The organism is Polyangium jinanense, from assembly GCF_028435265.1.
Classification (GTDB): domain Bacteria; phylum Myxococcota_A; class Polyangia; order Polyangiales; family Polyangiaceae; genus Polyangium; species Polyangium jinanense.
On record NZ_JAGTJK010000021.1, the window covers coordinates 124,141 to 141,738 of the forward strand.

The window sequence follows — 17,598 nt, forward strand, 5'->3', positions numbered from 1 at the left end:
GACGCCCAGGTTCTACCGAGTACGGAGGGGGAGTGATGCGGGCGACCGAGGCGTTGGGGCGGGCGATTGGCGGCGTTTTGTCTCCGATCACGGGGGAGGGGAGTCTTCTCCGGCGTGCGCGGCTCTTCCATCCGGACGGCGTCCTGTTCCGGGCAGACGTGCGACCGCTCATGCGCGAGGGCGCCGTGGGTGAGCTCGCGAAGAGGCTCGCGGGGCCCGCGATCGTGCGGCTGTCGAGCGCGTGGTGGCGTCACGAGAAGGAGCTGCCGGACGCGCTCGGGATCGCGGTGCGGTTCTGCGGGCGCGCGCCGACGGCGACGTCGGTGGAGGTCTCCGCGAGGGATCAGGACCTGCTTTTCGCGACGTTCCAGCACATCTGGTCGCTGCCGTTCGCGCCGCTCACCACGAACGTGCACGACTACCTGGCGAACGAGTACCACGCGATCTTGCCGTTCTACGTGCTCGGGCTCGGTCGCGTGAAGTTCAGGCTCGTGCCGTCGCGGCAGAGGGAGACGTACGGCAGTCGGCGCGAGCGGCTGGAGCGAGCCGTGGCCGCGGGGAACGCGGTGCTGCGGCTCGAGGTCAAGCAGACGGGAGCGCTCGGCGCGCGGCTGCGTTCGCCGGAGCAGATCCTGCGGATGTCGCGATGGCAAGCGGTGGCGTTGATCGATCTGGAGGAGCGATCGCTCGTGGATCAGGAGGCGCTGTCGTTCACGCCGTTCCACGCAGGTCGCGGGATCATGCCGGTCGGGCCGTTCCAGATGATCCGCGCGGCGACGTACGCCGCGAGCCGCACGGGCAGGAAGGTCGCGTCGATCGCGGGCTAGTCAGTCCACCGGAGGCGGGATCGTCCAGCTCGTGTTTTCAGCGTGGCGCGGCTCGTCGTCCTCGGCCGCGCTGCCGAAGAAGTCGGCGATGTCGTGCCTGCGGGCCTCGGCGTCGGCGCGGCCGAGGTCGATGAGCCTGCGCGCGAAGGCGCCGTCGAAGAGCAGGTAACTCGCGAGGTCCGCCTCGGTCGCCTCGCCGACGTCGACGAGCGTGAGCATGCGCCGCGCGAACGCCGGGCCGCCGTGGATGTTGCCGCGACGCACGTACTCGGCCGCGAGACGGCCGATGTCCTCGCTCGGGCGCACCACGAGCGAGTGGATGCGGTTGTACGGCATCGTGCCACGTCGCTCGGCGCTCCCGTTGACCTTGTCCAGGAACTCGTTGCCGAACGTGTTTTCCGCGTCCTCGATGATGTGGTTCAGGCGCGTCATCACCTCGAGGTCCGTCTGGATGTGGTCGAGGAGGAACGCGTTCAGGATCTTGCCGAGCAGGAAGGCCGCGCCCGGCGGTTTCTCGTCCTCGGGCATGGTGCTCGGGCCCGTGATCTCGCGCGAGAGTCCAATCGCGAAGACGTGCGTCGCGCCGAGCCGGAGCGCCGGCGCGATGGGCGTGTTCTGCCGGACGCCGCCATCCATGAAGAGCTCGCGGCCGATGCGGACGGGCGGAAACAAGATGGGGATCGACGCGGAGGCGAGCGCGTGCAGCGGGCCGATGTGCGCGCCGCGGATGAGCGTGCGCGGCGGCGCCGTCGTGGGCAGCGCGCCGTCGGGGCCGGTCTGCATGAAGATGACCGTGCGGCCCGACGCGACCTCGGTGGCCGAGACGCTGAGCGCGCCCAGGTGGCCGCGGCGCAGCGTGCGCGCGATGGCCCGCCACGGGATCTCGCGCTCGACGAGCTTGGCCATCGGCGTGACGTCGAAGACGCCGGCCGCCGCCTTGCCGCCGCCGAGGAGCACACGCGGGAGGCTCACGGCCTGACGAAAGCCGAAGCCGAGCACGTCCGGCAGATCGAGCTCGGTCCAGAGGTTCGCGAGGCGGCGGATGCCCGTCGTGGCGTCGCCGAGGTGCGCGGCGAGGAAACACGCGTTGATCGCGCCGACCGAGGTGCCGCAGAGGATGTCGATGCGCGGGACCGCGCCGCGCACGCGGGCGAAATTGTCGAGCACGTACGACAAGACGCCGACCTCGTACGCGCCGCGCGCGCCGCCGCCCGATAGGATCAACGCGACCTTTCGTCGGCCCGCCCCCGCTCGCTTCGTGGTCTTCAAACTCATGCCATTCCGCCGCGACTGAGCGGATCCGACCGAGAAGAGAGGTCGGAGCCGTCTGCCTCGGACAGAATGCGCTCGACGACGGGTCTTCGCAAGAAGAGCGCGCGGAGGCGCGCATCTCGGACATACCCGGCGACCTTGCGTACGTGCGTCGCGGCGCGGAGCAGTGCGTCACGAGCGCCGCTGGAGCTGCCTTTGCGCAGCGCTTCGATGCAGAGCGCGCGGACCTCGATGCCGTACTCGGAAAAGCTCGTGGCCTCGATCGCGCCGAGCGCCGTGCGAGCGAGCAGGACACCGGTGTGATGCTCGCCCGCATCGACGCGCGCGGCGGCTTCGATGGCGGTCGCGTGAATGTGGTAGCTCAAAAGACCTTGCGGCTCGGCGAGCTTGCGCGCGGCCTGCGCGTGGACGACGGCCTCTTGCGGGCGGTTCTCGGCGCGCGCGAGGAGGGCGCGGACGATGCGCTCGTGCACGGTGTCGTACGCGCTTCCGGTGACGGCCACGAGCGCGCCCGCGTCGCCGCACATCGTGGCGGCCTCGGCGATGCTGCCGAGCTCGATGAGGATCTCCGCGGAGCAAAGGAGCGTGTCGGCGCGCGAGTCCTGATCGGTGTAGCGCTCGTGCGCCTCGCGCGCGCGCTTGAGGTAGCTGAGGCCGCGCTCGGTGTCGCCGAGGCGCGCGTAGGCCTGGCCGACGTTGCTGAGCGTCTTGGCGATCTGGAAGCGGCCGCCGATGGCGAGGTCGATGCCGATGGAGGAGAGACCAAGCGCGATCGCGTCCTCGAAGCGCTCCATGACGAACATGGCGTAGGCGAGGGCGTTTTTCGCGCGCGCTTCACTGCGGCGCGCGCCGACGGCGCGGAAGACCGCGATGGCCTCGGCGTGCGCCGCGGCGGCTTCCTCGACGCGGCCGATGCGTCGGAGCAGGACGCCCTTCGAGCGGAGCACCTCGGCGCGCAGGCGCGGCTGGAGCTTGGCGGTATGTGTGACTTCGAGCGCGCGCTCGCAGGCGTCGATGGCGCCCTGCACGTCGCCGAGGTCGCCGAGGATCTCGGCGAGGATCGTGTACGCCTCGACCTCGAGCGCGGGCTGGCGCGCGAGGCGCGCGATCTCGGTGGCGCGCTGCGCGACGGGTAAGCCTCGCGCGAGGTGGCCGTCGTCGGAGTCGAGGCGCGCGGTGCGGACGAGAGCGAGCGCGACGCCGCGCGCCTTGCCGCTCTGCCGCGCGAGCTTGCGTAACGCTTCGAGGTGTTTGCGGCGCTCGCTGCGGCGGCCGAGGTGCCGGTAGATCGCTTCGAGCGCGGCGTGCGCGTTCATGCGGCGCGAATCCTCGGGCGGGAGCAGGGAGAGCGCGCGGAGGTAGTAGCGGAGCGCGAGCTGCTCCTGGTGCGTCGCGCGCGCGGCGCCGGCGGCTTCGAGGTACATCTCCGCGGCGGGCACGGCGGCCTCGCCACGTGCGAGATGGCGCGCAACGATCGCCGCGGAGAGGCCACGCGCGAGCGGCGTGCGCGAGAGGTGCTCGCCGAGCGAGAGGTGCATGCGCGAGCGCTTCGCCGTGTCGAGCGCGAGGTAGGCGACGTCGCGCGCGAGCGGGTGGCGGAAATCGACCGATCCGGCGCGCCGATCGCAGAGCCCGCGCGCGCAGAGGCGCGTGATCGCCTCATCGTCGGGGAGGCGCGCGAGCGCGAGGATGTCGGTCTCGGTCAGCGGGCCTCCGGCGACGGCGAGCCAGTCGACGACGTCGTGCTCGGCGAGCGGCAGCTCGCGCAGGCGATCGCCGATGAGCTGCTCGAGCGTGGAGGGCAGGGTCTCGCTGCGCTCGCCGGGGCGCTCGTGTCGCACGAGCTCGTGGAGGCCTTCGCCGCGCTCGACGATCTCCAGCGTGCCGCGTTCGAGCAGCGCGTCGACCATCTCCAGCAGGAAGAAGGGGTTGCCCGCGACGCGCGGGACGAGCTCGCTGCACACGGCCGCGACGCCTTCCCGGACGCCGAGCCGCGCCTCGACGAGGCGCACCTGTTCTTCGGCTTCGAGCCCGCGCAGCTCGATCCGCACGAGGCCCTCGACGTACGGCAGCACGCGCTCGTCGGCGCGGGTCATGAGCACGACGAGGATCGGGAGCGGATCCGGTCTGCGGAGCAGCTCCTTCAAGAGCTCGAGGCTCGCGCGATCGGCCCACTGCAGGCCGTCGACCACGACGACGATCGGCTGCCTGCGCGCGAGCCCGGCGAGCAGGTGGCGTATACCCTGGACGACGAGGTCGTGGCGGTAGTTGCTCGCGTCCTCTTCCTGGTGATCGCCGTGCTTGCCGGTCACGAGCTCGGCGAGGCGCTGGATCTCGCGCGGCGCGCTCGGCGTGCGGGCGAAGGGGCCGAAGACGTCGCGCAGCGCGTCTTGCGCCTCGTCGAGCGAGTTGTCGAGGTCCATGCCCGTCACGTCGCGCACGACGTCGGCGACGGTGGCGAGGGGCAGCTCCATCTTCACGGGCGAGCACTCGACCTGCACCACGCGTGCGCCGCTCGGGAGCTCCGAGAGGAACGTCGAGACGAGCGCGGTCTTGCCGATGCCCATCTCGCCGACGACCACGCGCGCGACGAGCTCGCCGAAGGATCTGCGCGAGAGCGGCGCCGCATCGAACGTCTGCGTCTTCGGGCCACTCGGGGACTCCTGCGAGGGATAGGCCTCCGAGGAAGGCGGCGATCCCGGCACGCCGCCGAGCGGCGGTGAGACGGCGCGGTGATACGCGGCGTAGAGGTCCGCCTTCTCGGCGTCGCGTCCGACGAGATCACTCTGACCGAGCGCGTGCTCCGCCGTGCGCTCCTCGCGCGTGAGCAATCGATCGAGCGCGTAGAGGCGCATCTGCGCGGGGACGCGGTGGCCGCCCGTGTCGCCGAGCGTGAGGCTCGGCGCCTCGCCCCAACGGAAGTCGCGCCGCACGAGGCGGTAGACACCTCCCGCGACCCACGTCTTGCCAAACGGCGTCGCGGCGCCCACGCGATCCGCGAGCAGATCCGCGGGCTCCTGCAACGTGTGCCGCACGAGGTGGCCCTGCGGATCACGCTCCCCGGAGGCGATGCCCCGCACGATGCCGATCGACGCGCGCAGCGGTGCAGGCAGATCCTCGCTCGCACCGGCGAGCGCCTCGTGCACGTCGATCGCGAGCGTTGCGGCGTCGGCCGCCGCGCGTGAAGGGTTCGCCATGAGGCCAACGACGGCCCGCGCCGACCACAGCGACTCCCACGACCACACCGCACTGCGCTTGAACGCGATGTCGTCGAGCGTCTGCCGGATCGACGCGCCCATCCGCCGCGCCGCTTGTTTGCCGTGCGCGCTCTCGAGATCGACCGTGCCGTCGATGCGCAGCGTGACGACCGCGACGTGCCGGACCTCGCGGGCGACACGCGTGAACTTCTCGCCGTTCGTCCCGTCGGACGGCGTGCGCGCGAGCGGCACCGCGGCGAGCGTCGCGGCCTCCGGCGCCTCGCGCGGGCTCGCGAGCGGCAGCTCGAGCTCGCGGCCGAAGAGCTCGAGCAGCATCGCCTCGATCGACGCCGAGTCGACGAGCTCCTGCTTCGCGAGCAGCGTGCGCATGATCGCGGCGCTCATGTCGCGCGCGGTCTGAAAGCGGTGCTCCCGCGGGCCCCGCATCGCTTTGAGGACGATGGATTCGAGCTCGGGCGGCACGTCGTTCACGTACGTCGACGGAGGCTGGAACGCGCCCGTCTTCACGGCTTCGAGCAGCGCATCGTCGTCGAGCTTCCCGTACGGCGATCGGAGCGCGAGCATCTCGTACAGCACGACGCCGAGCGCGTAGACGTCGCCTCTTCGATCCACGCGCTCGCCGCGGGCCTGCTCGGGCGACATGTACCCGAACTTGCCCTTCAGGACGCCGGCCTCCTCACGGAAGAGGTTCGCGGTCGCGATGCCGAAGTCGGCGATCTTCACCGCGCCTTCGTACGAGAGCAAAATGTTCTGCGGTGAGATGTCGCGGTGGACGATGGCGAGCGGCACGCCGCCCTCGTCCTTGCGCTCGTGGGCGTAGTGCAGGCCCTTGGCCGCCTCGGAGACGATGTATGCCGCGACGAACGGCGGAATCCGCGCTCCGATGCGCTTCGCCGTCGACATGATCTTTCCGAGGTCGAAGCCCTCGACGTACTCCATCGAGAGCAGCAGCCCGTCGTCGCCGTGGTCGTTGAACTCGTAGACCTGGACGATGTTCGGGTGGTTCAGGCGCGTCGCGAGGTGCGCCTCCTCGACGAACATCGAGCGGAACCGCCGCGACGAGCCGTGCGCCGGGAGCACGCGTTTGACGACGAGCAGCTTGTACGTGCCCTCGGCGCCGCGCTTTTTGGCGAGGAACACCTCGGCCATGCCGCCTGCGCCGAGGCGGCGCAGGATCTCGAAGTCGGCGAGCTGGTCGGGGTGCATGGCCATCGTTGCGCGCGCCGGGAGACGGACGCCTCGGCTGCATGGTAGCGTCGCGGCCCACTCCCGTGACACCGAGCATGCTACGCCCCACGCCCTTCTCCAGCACCAAACGGAAGCTCGCCGTCGGCTTCTCCACCTTCGCCCTCGCGCTCGTCGCCGTCCCCGCGCTCGCCTTCGCCCAGGCGCCGCCCAGCAAGGGGACCGACATGGAGATCGACCCTGACGCGCCTCCTCCGCCGCCGGCCGAGCCCCCGCCGCTCCCGCCCGCGCAGGAGGGCGACTGGGGCGTCGGCGGCTCGGAGGAAGAGGGGAAGTTCGCGCCGTCCGGCAAGACGGGCGCGAAGAAGAGGGAAGAGGATGAGAAGGCGGAGGAGGCGAAGGCAGAGAACTACCGCGCGCTCCCGCCGCGCGAGGTCGGCGTCGACATGGTGATCGGCTTCGGTGAGATCCGCGATGTCCTCAGCGATACGGATCCCACCGACGTCACCGTCGCCTCGTTCGTTCCGTACTTCTTCTGGCGTCTGAACGAGACGTGGGCGATCGGCGCCCGCGTGCCCTTCGCGACGGGCAGCGTCGACGGTCCGATCGAGAACCCCGTCGACTCGTTCGTGCTCGGCAACATCGAGGTGAGCGTGCATGCGCGCTTCAAGTTGAAGCGACGCATGACGCTACCCGTGAGCCTCGCGATCGCCCTGCCTACCGCGCAGGGCGACATGTTCCCGGAGCAGGATGCGGCAGGCGCGAGGCCGCAGGCGATCTTGAACCAGGCCGTCGCTGGCGCGCGTGGCTGGGAGGAGCAAGCGCCCTACACGCCGAACCGTCTCGGCGCGACGCCGAGCGTCGGTTTCGCTTACGACACGCGCCTCTTGCACTTCGCGGCGAGCACGAAGTTCGAGCTCATGATCAAGACGGGCGGCGGCGCGCCCGAGAGCGAGGCCGCCGGCACGTTGCACTCGCCCGCGTACAACTGGGTGACGAGCGCGTCGTTCTTCTACGACTTCCTCGACGGCATGATCTCGCCGGGCCTGCGCGCGTGGCTCGCGGTCTCCCAGCAGCCGGTCACCAAGGGCACGAGCGACTACTCCGGCGCGCAGTTCGTGATCGAGCCCGACGTGAACAGCACGATCCCCGTCGGCAAATCGCTCGCCGTGCGCGCGGGGCTCGGATTCCTCGTCCCGCTCGGCGGCCCGCTCGGCGGCTCGAATGGCGCGACCATCAACGGTTTCCGTCTTCGCGCCGGTCTCGCGTTCTGACTTCCGGACAAACCCGGAACAACGTCTGCTGGAGGCCGCTCGCCGAGTCTGTAAGTCTCGGAAATCAGGCCATAAAACGTCATCGTCCACGCTGGCGGACAACCTCCTCGCAGCTATCGTGCTTCGCCCCGGCTGCAAACCGCCGGCCGTTGCGACCGTTTTGGTCGACTGCGCGCCGGATCGGATGGGCCGGGCGACGAGGTGCGACGCGATGGGATGGCTCTCGAGATTCGAAAAGCGGCTGGGGCGTGTGGTCGGTCCGGTGGTCGTTCTGATCATCGCGGTGACGATCGGTGCCCTCGTCTACTCGCTGCGAGGACCGCGCGAGGGGACGATCTCTTACACCGAGCTCACGCAGATCACGGGATCGCAGGCGGTCACCGAGGTGCGCGTGGAGGGTGAACGCTTCTCGATCCGGGGTGCCGACGGTTCTCTTCGCGTGGGCATCGTCGGTGACGAGGAGGCGCGGCACGCGCTCGTCGACAAGTTCGCCGCAGCGGGCATCGCGGTCGAGTACGGCTCGCGCGAGGGATCGGCGGGCGCGCGCGCGGCGACGGCGCTCGCGCCGATCGCAGTGATGCTCGCGCTCGGCGCCGTGGGCCTCGGCATGCACCGCAGGAAGAGCCGCGCGCACTTCTCGGAGGGCCAGTCGCCCGGCGTTGGCAAGGTCCGCTTCACGGACGTCGCCGGCATGGACGAGGTCAAAGAGGCGCTCGCCGAGACGGTGGAGTTCCTCAAGAACCCCGAGCGCTTCGGCCGCCTCGGCGGACGCGCGCCGCGCGGCGTGCTGCTCACGGGTGAGCCTGGCACGGGCAAGACGCTCCTCGCGCGCGCGGTCGCGACCGAGGCTGGCGTCCCGTTCCTCTCCGCGTCCGGTTCGAGCTTCCAGGAAATGTTCGTCGGCGTCGGCGCCTCCCGCGTACGCAACCTCTTCGCCGAGGCGCGCCGCGTCTCGCCCTGCATCGTGTTCATCGACGAGATCGACGCCGTCGGCCGCTCGCGCGGGCGCGGCGGGGACTCGGCCTCCGCCGATCACGATCAGACCTTGAACCAGCTCCTCGTCGAGATGGACGGCTTCGATCACACGACGGGCATCGTCGTCATGGCCTCGACGAACCGCGTGGACGTGCTCGATCCGGCGCTCCTCCGCCCCGGCCGCTTCGACCGTCAGATCGTGGTGCCGCTGCCGGATCTGCGTGGTCGTCGGGAGATCCTCGAGGTGCACGCGCGGCCGATCGCGCTGAAGGAGGACATCGACCTCGCGCACGTGGCGAAGGTGACGCCGGGTTTCTCCGGCGCGGAGCTCGCGAACCTCTTGAACGAGGCGGCGATCCTCGCGGCGCGCAGCGGCGCGGACAAGGTCGACCTCGAGCACATCGACAAGGCGCGTGATCGCGTGCTCATGGGCGAGGAGCGCAAGAGCCTCGTGATGGACGCGGAGGAGCGGCGCGCGACGGCGGTCCACGAGGCCGGGCACGTGACGGTGGCGCTCGCGTCGAAGCACGCGGACCCCGTGCACAAGGTGTCGATCCTCCCGCGCGGTCGAGCACTCGGCGTGACGCAGGCGCTGCCCGAGCGGGATCGGTTGCTCTACACGAAGGAGTACCTCGAGGATCAGATCTGCATGCTCATGGGCGGTCGCGCGGCGGAGATGGTCGTGCTCGGCACGATGACCGCGGGGGCGGCGGACGACATCCAGCGCGCCGCGTCGCTCGCGCGGAAGATGGTGGCCGAGCTCGGCATGAGTGAGCTCGGGCCGATCAACGTGACGGATCATCCGGGCCACGTGACGCACAGCGAGCACCTGCACGCGCGTGTCGACGAGGTCGCGCGCAAGCTCGTCGAGCAGCAGCTCGAGCGCGCCTGCCGCATCGTCCGCGAGACGCGCGACGGCGTCCTCCTCCTCGCAGAGCGCCTGCTCGAAGCGGACACGCTCGTCGGCGCCGCGATCGTCGCGTGCTTCGAGAAGGGCGCCGATCACGCCGAGGCAGCGCCCGCGGAGCTCGCGGCTTCCGCCTGAAACGTACGTCCCTCCTCGGGCATGCGGATCTGCTCGGCGCTTGCCGGGTCCTCCGCGCGGCGTGATCCTTCTCCGCATGCCCCAACCCCCTCAGCGCTACACCGTTCGACGCGGCGATACCCTCGGGCGTATCGCCGCGCGTTTCGATGTCTCCGTCGGGGCGCTCGTCGACGCGAATGCGGCGACGTACCCGAGCCTCCGCACGAATCCGGGTTTCGTGCGGATCGGATGGGGGCTCGAGATCCCCACGGAGGGCGGGCCGAACGACCGCATCCTGTTCGTTGGGATGAACCCGGGCGCGGTCGTCGAGCACCGCGCGCTCGCGAGCACCGGGGTGGATGTGGTGCCCGTGCTCGACTCGCCCGAGGGCGACGATCGGCTGCGTGTGGCGGGCGTGGTGCACGATCTCTCGACCGAGGAGGGCGCGCTCGGCTTCGCGCGGACGCTCTCGATGTCACCGGATCAGACCGCGGCGATCGCGCGCGTTCTCATCGATGCGCCGCCGGACGCGCGGGACGAGCTCGGCCGGATGGCCGAGGTCTGGGCCGAGGCGGAGAAGGGGCGCTCGATCCCCGCGCGGCTCGTGCTCTCCGGGCACAGCGTGGGCGCGGGCGTGTGGGGCGACGAGAACGGCACGCTCACGCTCGACGCGATCGGTGAACTCGCGACGGCCATGCCTCGCGCGGCGCGTGCGATCGAGGACGTGCACGTCTCGGGCTGTTACTCGGGTGGTCGGTACGCGCTCCTCCGCCTGCAGGCGATCTTCCCGCACGTGGCAACGATCTGGGCCTACGCAGGATCAGCACCCGGCGCGGAGAGCGGCGCGACGACACACGAGGCGCTCTGGGAGCGCGCCACGCGGGGGCGCGCGGAGACGATCGATCGTTCGATCGCGGAAGATACGCGCAAGGGCGAGAACGTCGTCGTCTGGAGCCGCGTCACGGGTCTCGATGACGGCAACTCCGCGCGACCGCTCGAATCGCTGCGCATCGACCTCGCATACTTCGAGCCGCTCCAGGCGCTCTACGACAGCGGCGATCTCGTCGTGGACGACCCACAATCGGGGCAGCTCCGCGACTACTACGACGCGCTGCATGCGCTCCTCGCGCACCCCGACGTTCCCGCGGACGAACGCGCCGCGCTCTCGGCGCGGCGTGATCACACGGTTCGCCTGCTCTACTACCGCAGGACCGTCGCGCCTCGGTTCGCGGCACACCACGCGGAGGTGATCCGCGACGGATACCGGAGCCTCGGCCTGCCTGCCGTCGACTACAGCGTGCTCTCGCGCCGTGACGCGCTCGCGCAGATCGAAGCGTTCTCGAGCCGCGCCCGCGCAGCCGGCGCGCCCGAGGCCGCGGTCGTGCTCGCGAACCTGCTCGAACGCGGCCTGCGCGACCTCGATCCTGCGGTGATCCCCGACGGCTGGGTCTAGCTGCTGGGCTTCGCGGAGGGCGGCGCTGCGGCGGCTTGCTCCGCGGGCGGCGGCGTCGAGAGCGGGCTCCGCGTGGAGAGCGCGCGCATCCATGCCGCGATCGTCTCGCTCGCGGGCGCGGGCCAGCCCATGCGGCTGAACCTGCGCAGGAGCTCGGGCGTGTGATCGCCGGTGCGGCTCGGATCCTGGAACGCCTTGCGCGCTTGATCGAGCTCGTGCGCGGCGTCCTGGAACCGGCCCTCGTGGTACGCGAGCCACGCCCGCGTGAGCGCGAGGTGTTGCTTCGGCTCGGCCTCGGCGAGCCCCGTGGCCTCGCACTCGGCAAGTGCCGCGCGCGCGACCTCCGCTTGCCCACGTTCGAGCGCGATCTGCGCGACGATGATCTTGATCTCGACCTGCCCCCACGGATCGGCGAGCCGATCGAAGAGCGCCGTCGCGGCGCGCGCGTGCGCGTCCGCCATGTCGAGCTGACCCGCGTCGAACGCGGTCATCGCGAGCAGACGCTCGCACGCGCCCTCGCCGCGCGGGTTGCCGAGGTCGCGGAAGCTCCGGCGCGACAGGAGCGCCACCCGCCGCGCTTCTTCGAGCCGACCTTCGCGGTGATCCGAGTGCGCGAGCGTGACGTCGCACTGGGCCATGCCGAGGCGATAGCCGATCGCGTCGAACTCGGCGCGCGCCGTGCGGAGGAGCGCGCGCGCCTTCTCGGGCGATCCGCCGGACTGCTCGACGAAGCTGTGCAGCACGAGGCACTGCGCGTGGCCGAGGCGATCACCGACGGCCTGGAACTTGGGCCCTGCGCTCTCGAGGATACGGGCCGCTTCGAGGTGATCGCCGAGCAGGAAATCGATCTCCCCGATGATCACTTCGCAGAGCGCTTGCCCGTGCGTGTCGCCGAGCGACCGGAACATCTCGAGCGCCTTCGCCACGAGCTTGCGCCCTTCGGCGGGCGCGGCGAGATCACTCGCGGCGTGACCGAGGAGCCGGAGACACGCGGCCTCGCTCTCGGGATCCCCTGCTTCGTGGAAGAGCCTGCGCGCCTCTTCGGCCTCACGGCGGCAGTCTTCGAGCCTGCCCGCGTGCCGCAGCGCCTCGGCGCGCCACCTGCGATGCCGCGCGAGCAGCAAACCTTCGAGCCGACCGTCGAGGAGCGACAGATCGCGCAGCGTCGCCTGCACGTCGCGCTTGCGCCCCCACGACTCCGCGATCGATCGGTGCAAGAGCTCCGCGGCGACGTTCACGTCGCCCGCGCGGACGAGGTTCATCACGCGGTGACGCACGATGCGCCGGCTGCCTGCGTCGGGGTGATGCGCGAGCGCGTTCGCGGCGGCGCGCAGCACCGCGGCCGCGTCGGGCTGTGCGAAGAGCTGCCCGAGCAGGTGCTCTTGCAAGAGCGCGTGTGGCCATCGCAGGCGCTCTTCGCCGGACGCGAGCAGGATCTGCGCGCGCTTCATCGCGGCCACGGCGCGCTCCGCGTCCACGCCGAGCGCCCCGAGCTCGAGCCGCAGCACGTCCTCGCGGATGTCGCCGCCGAGAGCCGCCGCCGCGCGCGCGCCGCGCCGGAGATCCTCGGGGATCGCGCGCAGCCGCTCCTCCCAGAGCTCGGCCGTCGTGGCCGCGCGCATCGCGAGCTTCGCTTCGGGCACCACGTACCGCCCGTCGCGCAGCTCGATGTGCCCGCCCGTCGCCCACGCATGAACGATCTGCAGCGCGAACAGCGGGTTGCCTTTGCTGCGTTGCGCGGCCTCGACCACGGCCGCCTCGTCGAGCGGCAACGTCTCGCGCAGGAGCGCGTGCGTCTGCGTCGGGTCGAGCGGCTCGAGCGTCAGGCGATCGCCGCCGAGTTCGCGCAAGAGCCACTCGACCCACTCGCGCGCGACCGGGTCCGTCATGATCGCCTCGTCGCGCACGGTGCCCACGATGAGCAGCCGGAGGCCCGGCGTCTCGCGGTGGAGCCGCGCCATCCCTTCGAACGTCGTCGGCGATCCGTGATGCAGATCGTCGAGCATCAAAAGAAGCGGACGGTTCTTGGCGATCTTTTGCAGCGCGTACTGCATCACGCGCCACCGCGTCTCCGACGAGAGCGCGAAGCGTTTGCCCGTCGGGCCGATCGCGTCGCCTTGCGACGAGGGCCGGATCCACTCGGCCGTCGCGGCGACCCACATCTTGCCTTCGTCGTCCTCGGGCGCGACCTCCCACTGGTTCAGGAGGACTTTTTCGACGACATCACGCACTTCGCGCTCGAGCCGATAGTGCTGCACGATCGCGCCGACCACGCCGTCGAGCGGCGCCGCGATCTTCCGGTACCGCGCGCGCAGCGGCACCACCAGGCCACGCTCGTGCACCTCCTCGCAGAGCCACTCGGCGAGGCGCGATTTGCCCACGCCGGCTTCGCCCGAAAGCAACAAGAAGCGGTGTTCTGGGCTCTCCGACGTGGCGATCTGGTTCGCCACGTCGAGCAAGCGCGAGCGCTCCGCCGCGCGCGCAACGAAAGGGCTCGGCCGCAGCCCGAGCAGGCCCGTCGTGGTCACCTGCGAGTCGAGGTAGTTGCTCTCGACGACGAGCGGCGAGTCGCGCAGCGGCATGGACATCGGCGGCGCAGCCGAGGGCCTCGGCGTCGCCGTCGGGTCTCCGCTGCGCGGCCGCATGCGCCAGAGGAGCGCGCGCGCGTCGGCCGCGAACTCGAAGCGCTGCCACGGCCGCTTGTTCATCAAGCGCCGCACGAGCGGAACGATGTCCGGCGGGATGCCTGGACGGAGCGGCACCTCGGGCAGCGGCGAGCTCTTGTGTTTCGCGAGCAGTTCCTCGTCCGTGCCCTCGTACGGCTCGCGGTTCGCGAGCATCGTGAACAGGACGCAGCCGAGCGAGTAGAGGTCCGTCGACGGACCCACGTGTGGCGCGGCGTAACGGATCTGCTCCGGCGCCATCCACCCCGGCGTGCCTGCGCCCCAGCGGATCGTCGGCTTCGAGACGGGCGAGCCGTCGAGCCTGTGATCGACGCGATCCTGCATGAGCCACGCGAGCCCGAGATCGAGCACGTGCACCGTCGGCGGTTCCGAGTCGTCGTGCGGGATGTCGACGAGGATGTTCGAGGGCTTGAGATCCCCGTGGATGACGCCGCGCGCGTGCGCATGCGCGAGCGCGGCGAGCACGTCGTCGGTGATCTTCCAGATGAGCGGCCACGGCAGGCCGCCTTCCTCTTGTGCGAGGTAGAGCCACTCGTGCAGCGAGCGACCCGGCACGGCATCCATCACGAGGAACGGCGTGCCGTCGGCGAGCGCGCCGAAGTCACGCGCGCGCACGATGCACGGGTGCGAGAGCGCCGCGAGCGCGCGGGCCTCCTCGTGGAACCACCACGCTTCCTCGGCGCGTGGTCGCGCCCCCGGTCGGCTCAGGACCTTCACGGCCACACGGTCGTCAGCCACGAGGTCGCGGCAGAGGTAGACGACCCCCATGCCGCCACGCCCGAGCTCCCTCCGAACCTGGTACCGTCCGGCCAAAATCTTGCCGATCGTGCCGGTTTGCTCGCTCATCGGACGGGCGACTATATCGCGCCCCTGGCCGCTCGGCACAGCGACGAGACGGCTTGTTTTCGCGCCCGATCTGTCAACCTCGATCCAACAATGCTACGTTACGGAACATGTCGAACACGGTGAGGCTGCTCGCGTTCGCGGGGGCGCGAGACGTGCTCGGTGCGTCGGAGCTCGTCTTTCCGCTCGACGCGCCGTGCACCGCGGAGGAGCTTCTTCACCACGTTTGCAGCCGTTTTCCCGCGCTCGTGCCGTATCGGCGATCGATCCGCGTCGCGGTGAACGGCGCGTATGCGCGGCCCGACGAGGAGGTCCGGTCGGGGGACGAGGTCGCGTTGATCCCGCCCGTTGCGGGAGGATGAGGCGATGGCGGTGGTGAACGATCCAACGGTCGAGAAGCGGCGCTCCTTGCCGATGCTCGGCGTGCGCTCGCTCGTGCCGACGCGCGTTTCGGCCGGCCCGCCGCCGCGCAGCGTGCGTGTCTCCGTGACCGATCGGTGCGACTTCGCCTGCACGTACTGCCGGCCCTCGCGAAACGACGGCTACGCGGACGGCCGCCTCATGACGCCGGCGTGGAAGACGATGTTCGAGGCGCTACGCCGCGCGGGCGTGCGCCGCGTGCGGCTCACGGGCGGCGAGCCCCTCGTGCATCCCGAGATCGTCGCGATCGTCGCGCACCTCTCCTCGCTCGGCTTCGAGGATCTCGCGCTCACCACGAACGCCTCGCAGCTCGCACGCCTCGCGCGGCCGCTGCGCGACGCGGGACTGCATCGCGTGAACGTCTCGATCGACACGCTCGATCCCGTCCGCTTTCGCGAGGTCACGCGCGGCGGAGATCTCGACGCTGTTCTCGCGGGCATCGACGCCGCGATCGAAGCGGGGTTCTCCCCGATCAAGCTGAACACCGTCGTCCTGCGCGGCGTGAACGAGAACGAGCTCGAGCGCATCTTGCTCTGGGCCTGGGAAAAACGGCTCTTGCCGCGGTTCCTCGAGGTCATGCCGATCGCCGAGGGCGCCAAACTCGTAGCCGATCATCTCGTCACGGCGGCCGAGATGCGCCGCGCGCTCGACGCGCACCTCCTCCCCGAGGAGGCCGTCACCGATCCGGGCCTCGGCCCCGCGAAGTACGTGCACGCGCGCCACGATCCGGCGCTGCGCGTCGGGTTCATCACGGGCACGAGCGACACGTTCTGCGAGACCTGTGATCGCCTGCGCGTCTCGTCGACGGGCGTCTTGCGTCCTTGCCTCGCCACGGACGACGGCGTCGACGCAGGGGCTCCTGCGCGCGCGGGCGACGCGGAGGCGATCGTCGAGCAGATCGGGCTCGCCTGGTCGATGAAGCCCGACGGCACGATCTGGAAGGGCTGCACCGAGGAGACCGCCGCGGGTGTGTCCATGCGCGCGATCGGCGGGTAGGATCCGGCCGCCGTGAACGAAGTGTTTTCATTCGAAGCCGAAGAGATCGGCCCCGCGCTGGATCTCGTCCCTCTGGCCGCGCGACGCGCGCTCGATCACGCCGGGCTCCGGCTGCCACTCGAAGGATGGCGCTCCCTCGCGTTCGAGGATCGACGGCGGATCACACGCGCCGGCGCCGAGGCCGTCGTCGACGTCGCGACCGTCAACGAGGTCGTGCAGCAAGCCCACCCGCCTGCGCTCCCGATGCCACTCGCCGTGGATCCGAGCTCGGATCACCTGCCCGAAGGCCTGCGCGAAGCTTTGCCGACGGGTCGATCGATCGACGCACGCACGTGGGCCTCACTCTCGGGGCTCGTTCGTTTTTCTCTCGTGCATTGCGTCCGCCGCGCGGCGAAGCGTGGCGATCCGACGATCCTCTCCGCCGCGCTCGACGTCCTCGTCCCGCGCGCTGCGGTGCACGCGACCGATGCGACGAGCCTCTCCTCGCACCTCGGTCCTCGCGGGGATGTTCGGATGGTCGACGTCGCCGAAAAGCAGCCGACGCAGAGGCGCGCGGTCGCCGTCGCGCGCGTGCGCATGCGGCCCGAGACCGCGGCTCGCCTCGCGCGTGGCGACACGCCGAAGGGTGAGGTGCTCGCGACGGCGCGAATCGCCGGCATCATGGCCGCCAAGCGCACGCCGGAGCTCATCCCGATGTGCCACGCGATCGCCCTGACGCACGTGGCCATCGCGCTCGACGTCGACGAGGCTGCCGCGCGCGTGACGATCACGGCGAGCGCCGAGGCCACGGACAGGACCGGCGTGGAGATGGAAGCGATGGTGGCCGCATCGGTCGCCGCGCTCACGCTCTACGACATGCTCAAGGGCATCGATCGCGAGATGGTCGTCGAGGACGTGATGCTGGTGGAGAAGAGTGGTGGCCGATCGGGCCACTTCCGGAGGTCGCCGTGAGCACGACGCGTATCCGTCGCGAGGCGCTTTCGCTCGACGAGGTCATCCAGATCGTGGCGCGTCCCGAGGCCGGCGCGATCGCCACCTTCCTCGGCGTCGTTCGCAACATGAACGACGGCCGCGCCGTGAGCCTGCTCGAATACGAGGCCTACGGCACCATGGCCGAGGCCGAGCTCCAGCGGATCCTCGAAGAGCTCGAGCGCGAGATCCCGGGCGTTCGTGTCGCAGCCACGCACCGCATCGGCGCTCTCCACGTCGGCGACGTCGCCGTCGCATGCGCCACGAGCGCCCCCCATCGCGGCGAGGCGTTCCGCGCGTGTCGCGAGCTCATCGATCGCATCAAGGCCAGGCTTCCGATCTGGAAACGCGAGCACGGCCCCGACGGGCCTTACTGGGTCGGCTGGGAAGACGCGCGCTGCGCACCCGATCACGGCGAACACGAGCATCACGCGCACGCGCACCACGAGAAGCGCTGA

The 17,598-nt window shown here is 70.7% G+C and carries 11 protein-coding genes; 8 read left to right on the plus strand and 3 right to left on the minus strand.

What is annotated here, in order from left to right:
- The first annotated feature begins 35 nt into the window (after window positions 1-35).
- Window positions 36-827 (plus strand): hypothetical protein, encoded by a 792-nt coding sequence (locus KEG38_RS30955; RefSeq protein ID WP_272423531.1) that lies wholly within the window; start codon window positions 36-38, stop codon window positions 825-827.
- On the opposite strand, the gene KEG38_RS30960 is transcribed toward KEG38_RS30955, so the two are convergent.
- Both KEG38_RS30960 and KEG38_RS30965 read right to left on the minus strand, forming a co-directional pair.
- On the minus strand, window positions 828-2,102 hold the full coding sequence (locus tag KEG38_RS30960) for a patatin-like phospholipase family protein (RefSeq protein WP_272423532.1): 1,275 nt from the start codon (window positions 2,100-2,102) through the stop codon (window positions 828-830).
- Window positions 2,099-6,523, minus strand: a complete 4,425-nt coding sequence (locus tag KEG38_RS30965; protein WP_272423533.1) for a serine/threonine-protein kinase — start codon at window positions 6,521-6,523, stop codon at window positions 2,099-2,101. Before KEG38_RS30965 ends, KEG38_RS30960 begins: the two co-directional genes overlap by 4 nt.
- Window positions 6,524-6,600: 77 nt before the next feature.
- Here KEG38_RS30965 and KEG38_RS30970 point away from each other — a divergent pair, with 77 nt between their 5' ends.
- From KEG38_RS30970 to KEG38_RS30980, 3 genes are all read left to right on the plus strand, one after another.
- Window positions 6,601-7,776, plus strand: a complete 1,176-nt coding sequence (locus tag KEG38_RS30970) for a hypothetical protein (protein WP_272423534.1) — start codon at window positions 6,601-6,603, stop codon at window positions 7,774-7,776.
- Window positions 7,777-7,987: 211 nt separating this feature from the next.
- A complete protein-coding gene (ftsH, locus tag KEG38_RS30975; RefSeq protein WP_272423535.1) occupies window positions 7,988-9,796 on the plus strand; it encodes an ATP-dependent zinc metalloprotease FtsH in 1,809 nt (602 codons plus the stop codon).
- A 76-nt stretch (window positions 9,797-9,872) separates the two neighbouring features.
- Window positions 9,873-11,228 carry a LysM peptidoglycan-binding domain-containing protein gene (locus tag KEG38_RS30980; RefSeq protein ID WP_272423536.1) on the plus strand — a complete coding sequence of 452 codons (1,356 nt, stop codon included), beginning with the start codon at window positions 9,873-9,875 and terminating at the stop codon, window positions 11,226-11,228.
- On the opposite strand, the gene KEG38_RS30985 is transcribed toward KEG38_RS30980, so the two are convergent.
- Window positions 11,225-14,758: a serine/threonine-protein kinase gene (locus KEG38_RS30985; protein ID WP_272423537.1), complete on the minus strand. Its 3,534-nt coding sequence runs from the start codon at window positions 14,756-14,758 to the stop codon at window positions 11,225-11,227. The genes KEG38_RS30980 and KEG38_RS30985 overlap by 4 nt on opposite strands.
- 107 nt (window positions 14,759-14,865) lie before the next feature.
- Here KEG38_RS30985 and KEG38_RS30990 point away from each other — a divergent pair, with 107 nt between their 5' ends.
- The 4 genes from KEG38_RS30990 to KEG38_RS31010 are packed head-to-tail and all read left to right on the plus strand — an operon-like array spanning window position 14,866 to window position 17,598.
- Window positions 14,866-15,117, plus strand: a complete 252-nt coding sequence (locus KEG38_RS30990) for a MoaD/ThiS family protein (RefSeq protein ID WP_272423538.1) — start codon at window positions 14,866-14,868, stop codon at window positions 15,115-15,117.
- Between the two features lie 4 nt (window positions 15,118-15,121).
- Window positions 15,122-16,171 carry a GTP 3',8-cyclase MoaA gene (gene moaA, locus KEG38_RS30995; RefSeq protein ID WP_272423540.1) on the plus strand — a complete coding sequence of 350 codons (1,050 nt, stop codon included), beginning with the start codon at window positions 15,122-15,124 and terminating at the stop codon, window positions 16,169-16,171.
- 12 nt (window positions 16,172-16,183) lie between these two features.
- A complete protein-coding gene (gene moaC, locus KEG38_RS56105) occupies window positions 16,184-17,122 on the plus strand; it encodes a cyclic pyranopterin monophosphate synthase MoaC (protein ID WP_372518203.1) in 939 nt (312 codons plus the stop codon).
- Window positions 17,119-17,598, plus strand: coding sequence for a molybdenum cofactor biosynthesis protein MoaE (locus KEG38_RS31010; protein WP_272423541.1), 480 nt, complete (start codon window positions 17,119-17,121; stop codon window positions 17,596-17,598). Before moaC ends, KEG38_RS31010 begins: the two co-directional genes overlap by 4 nt.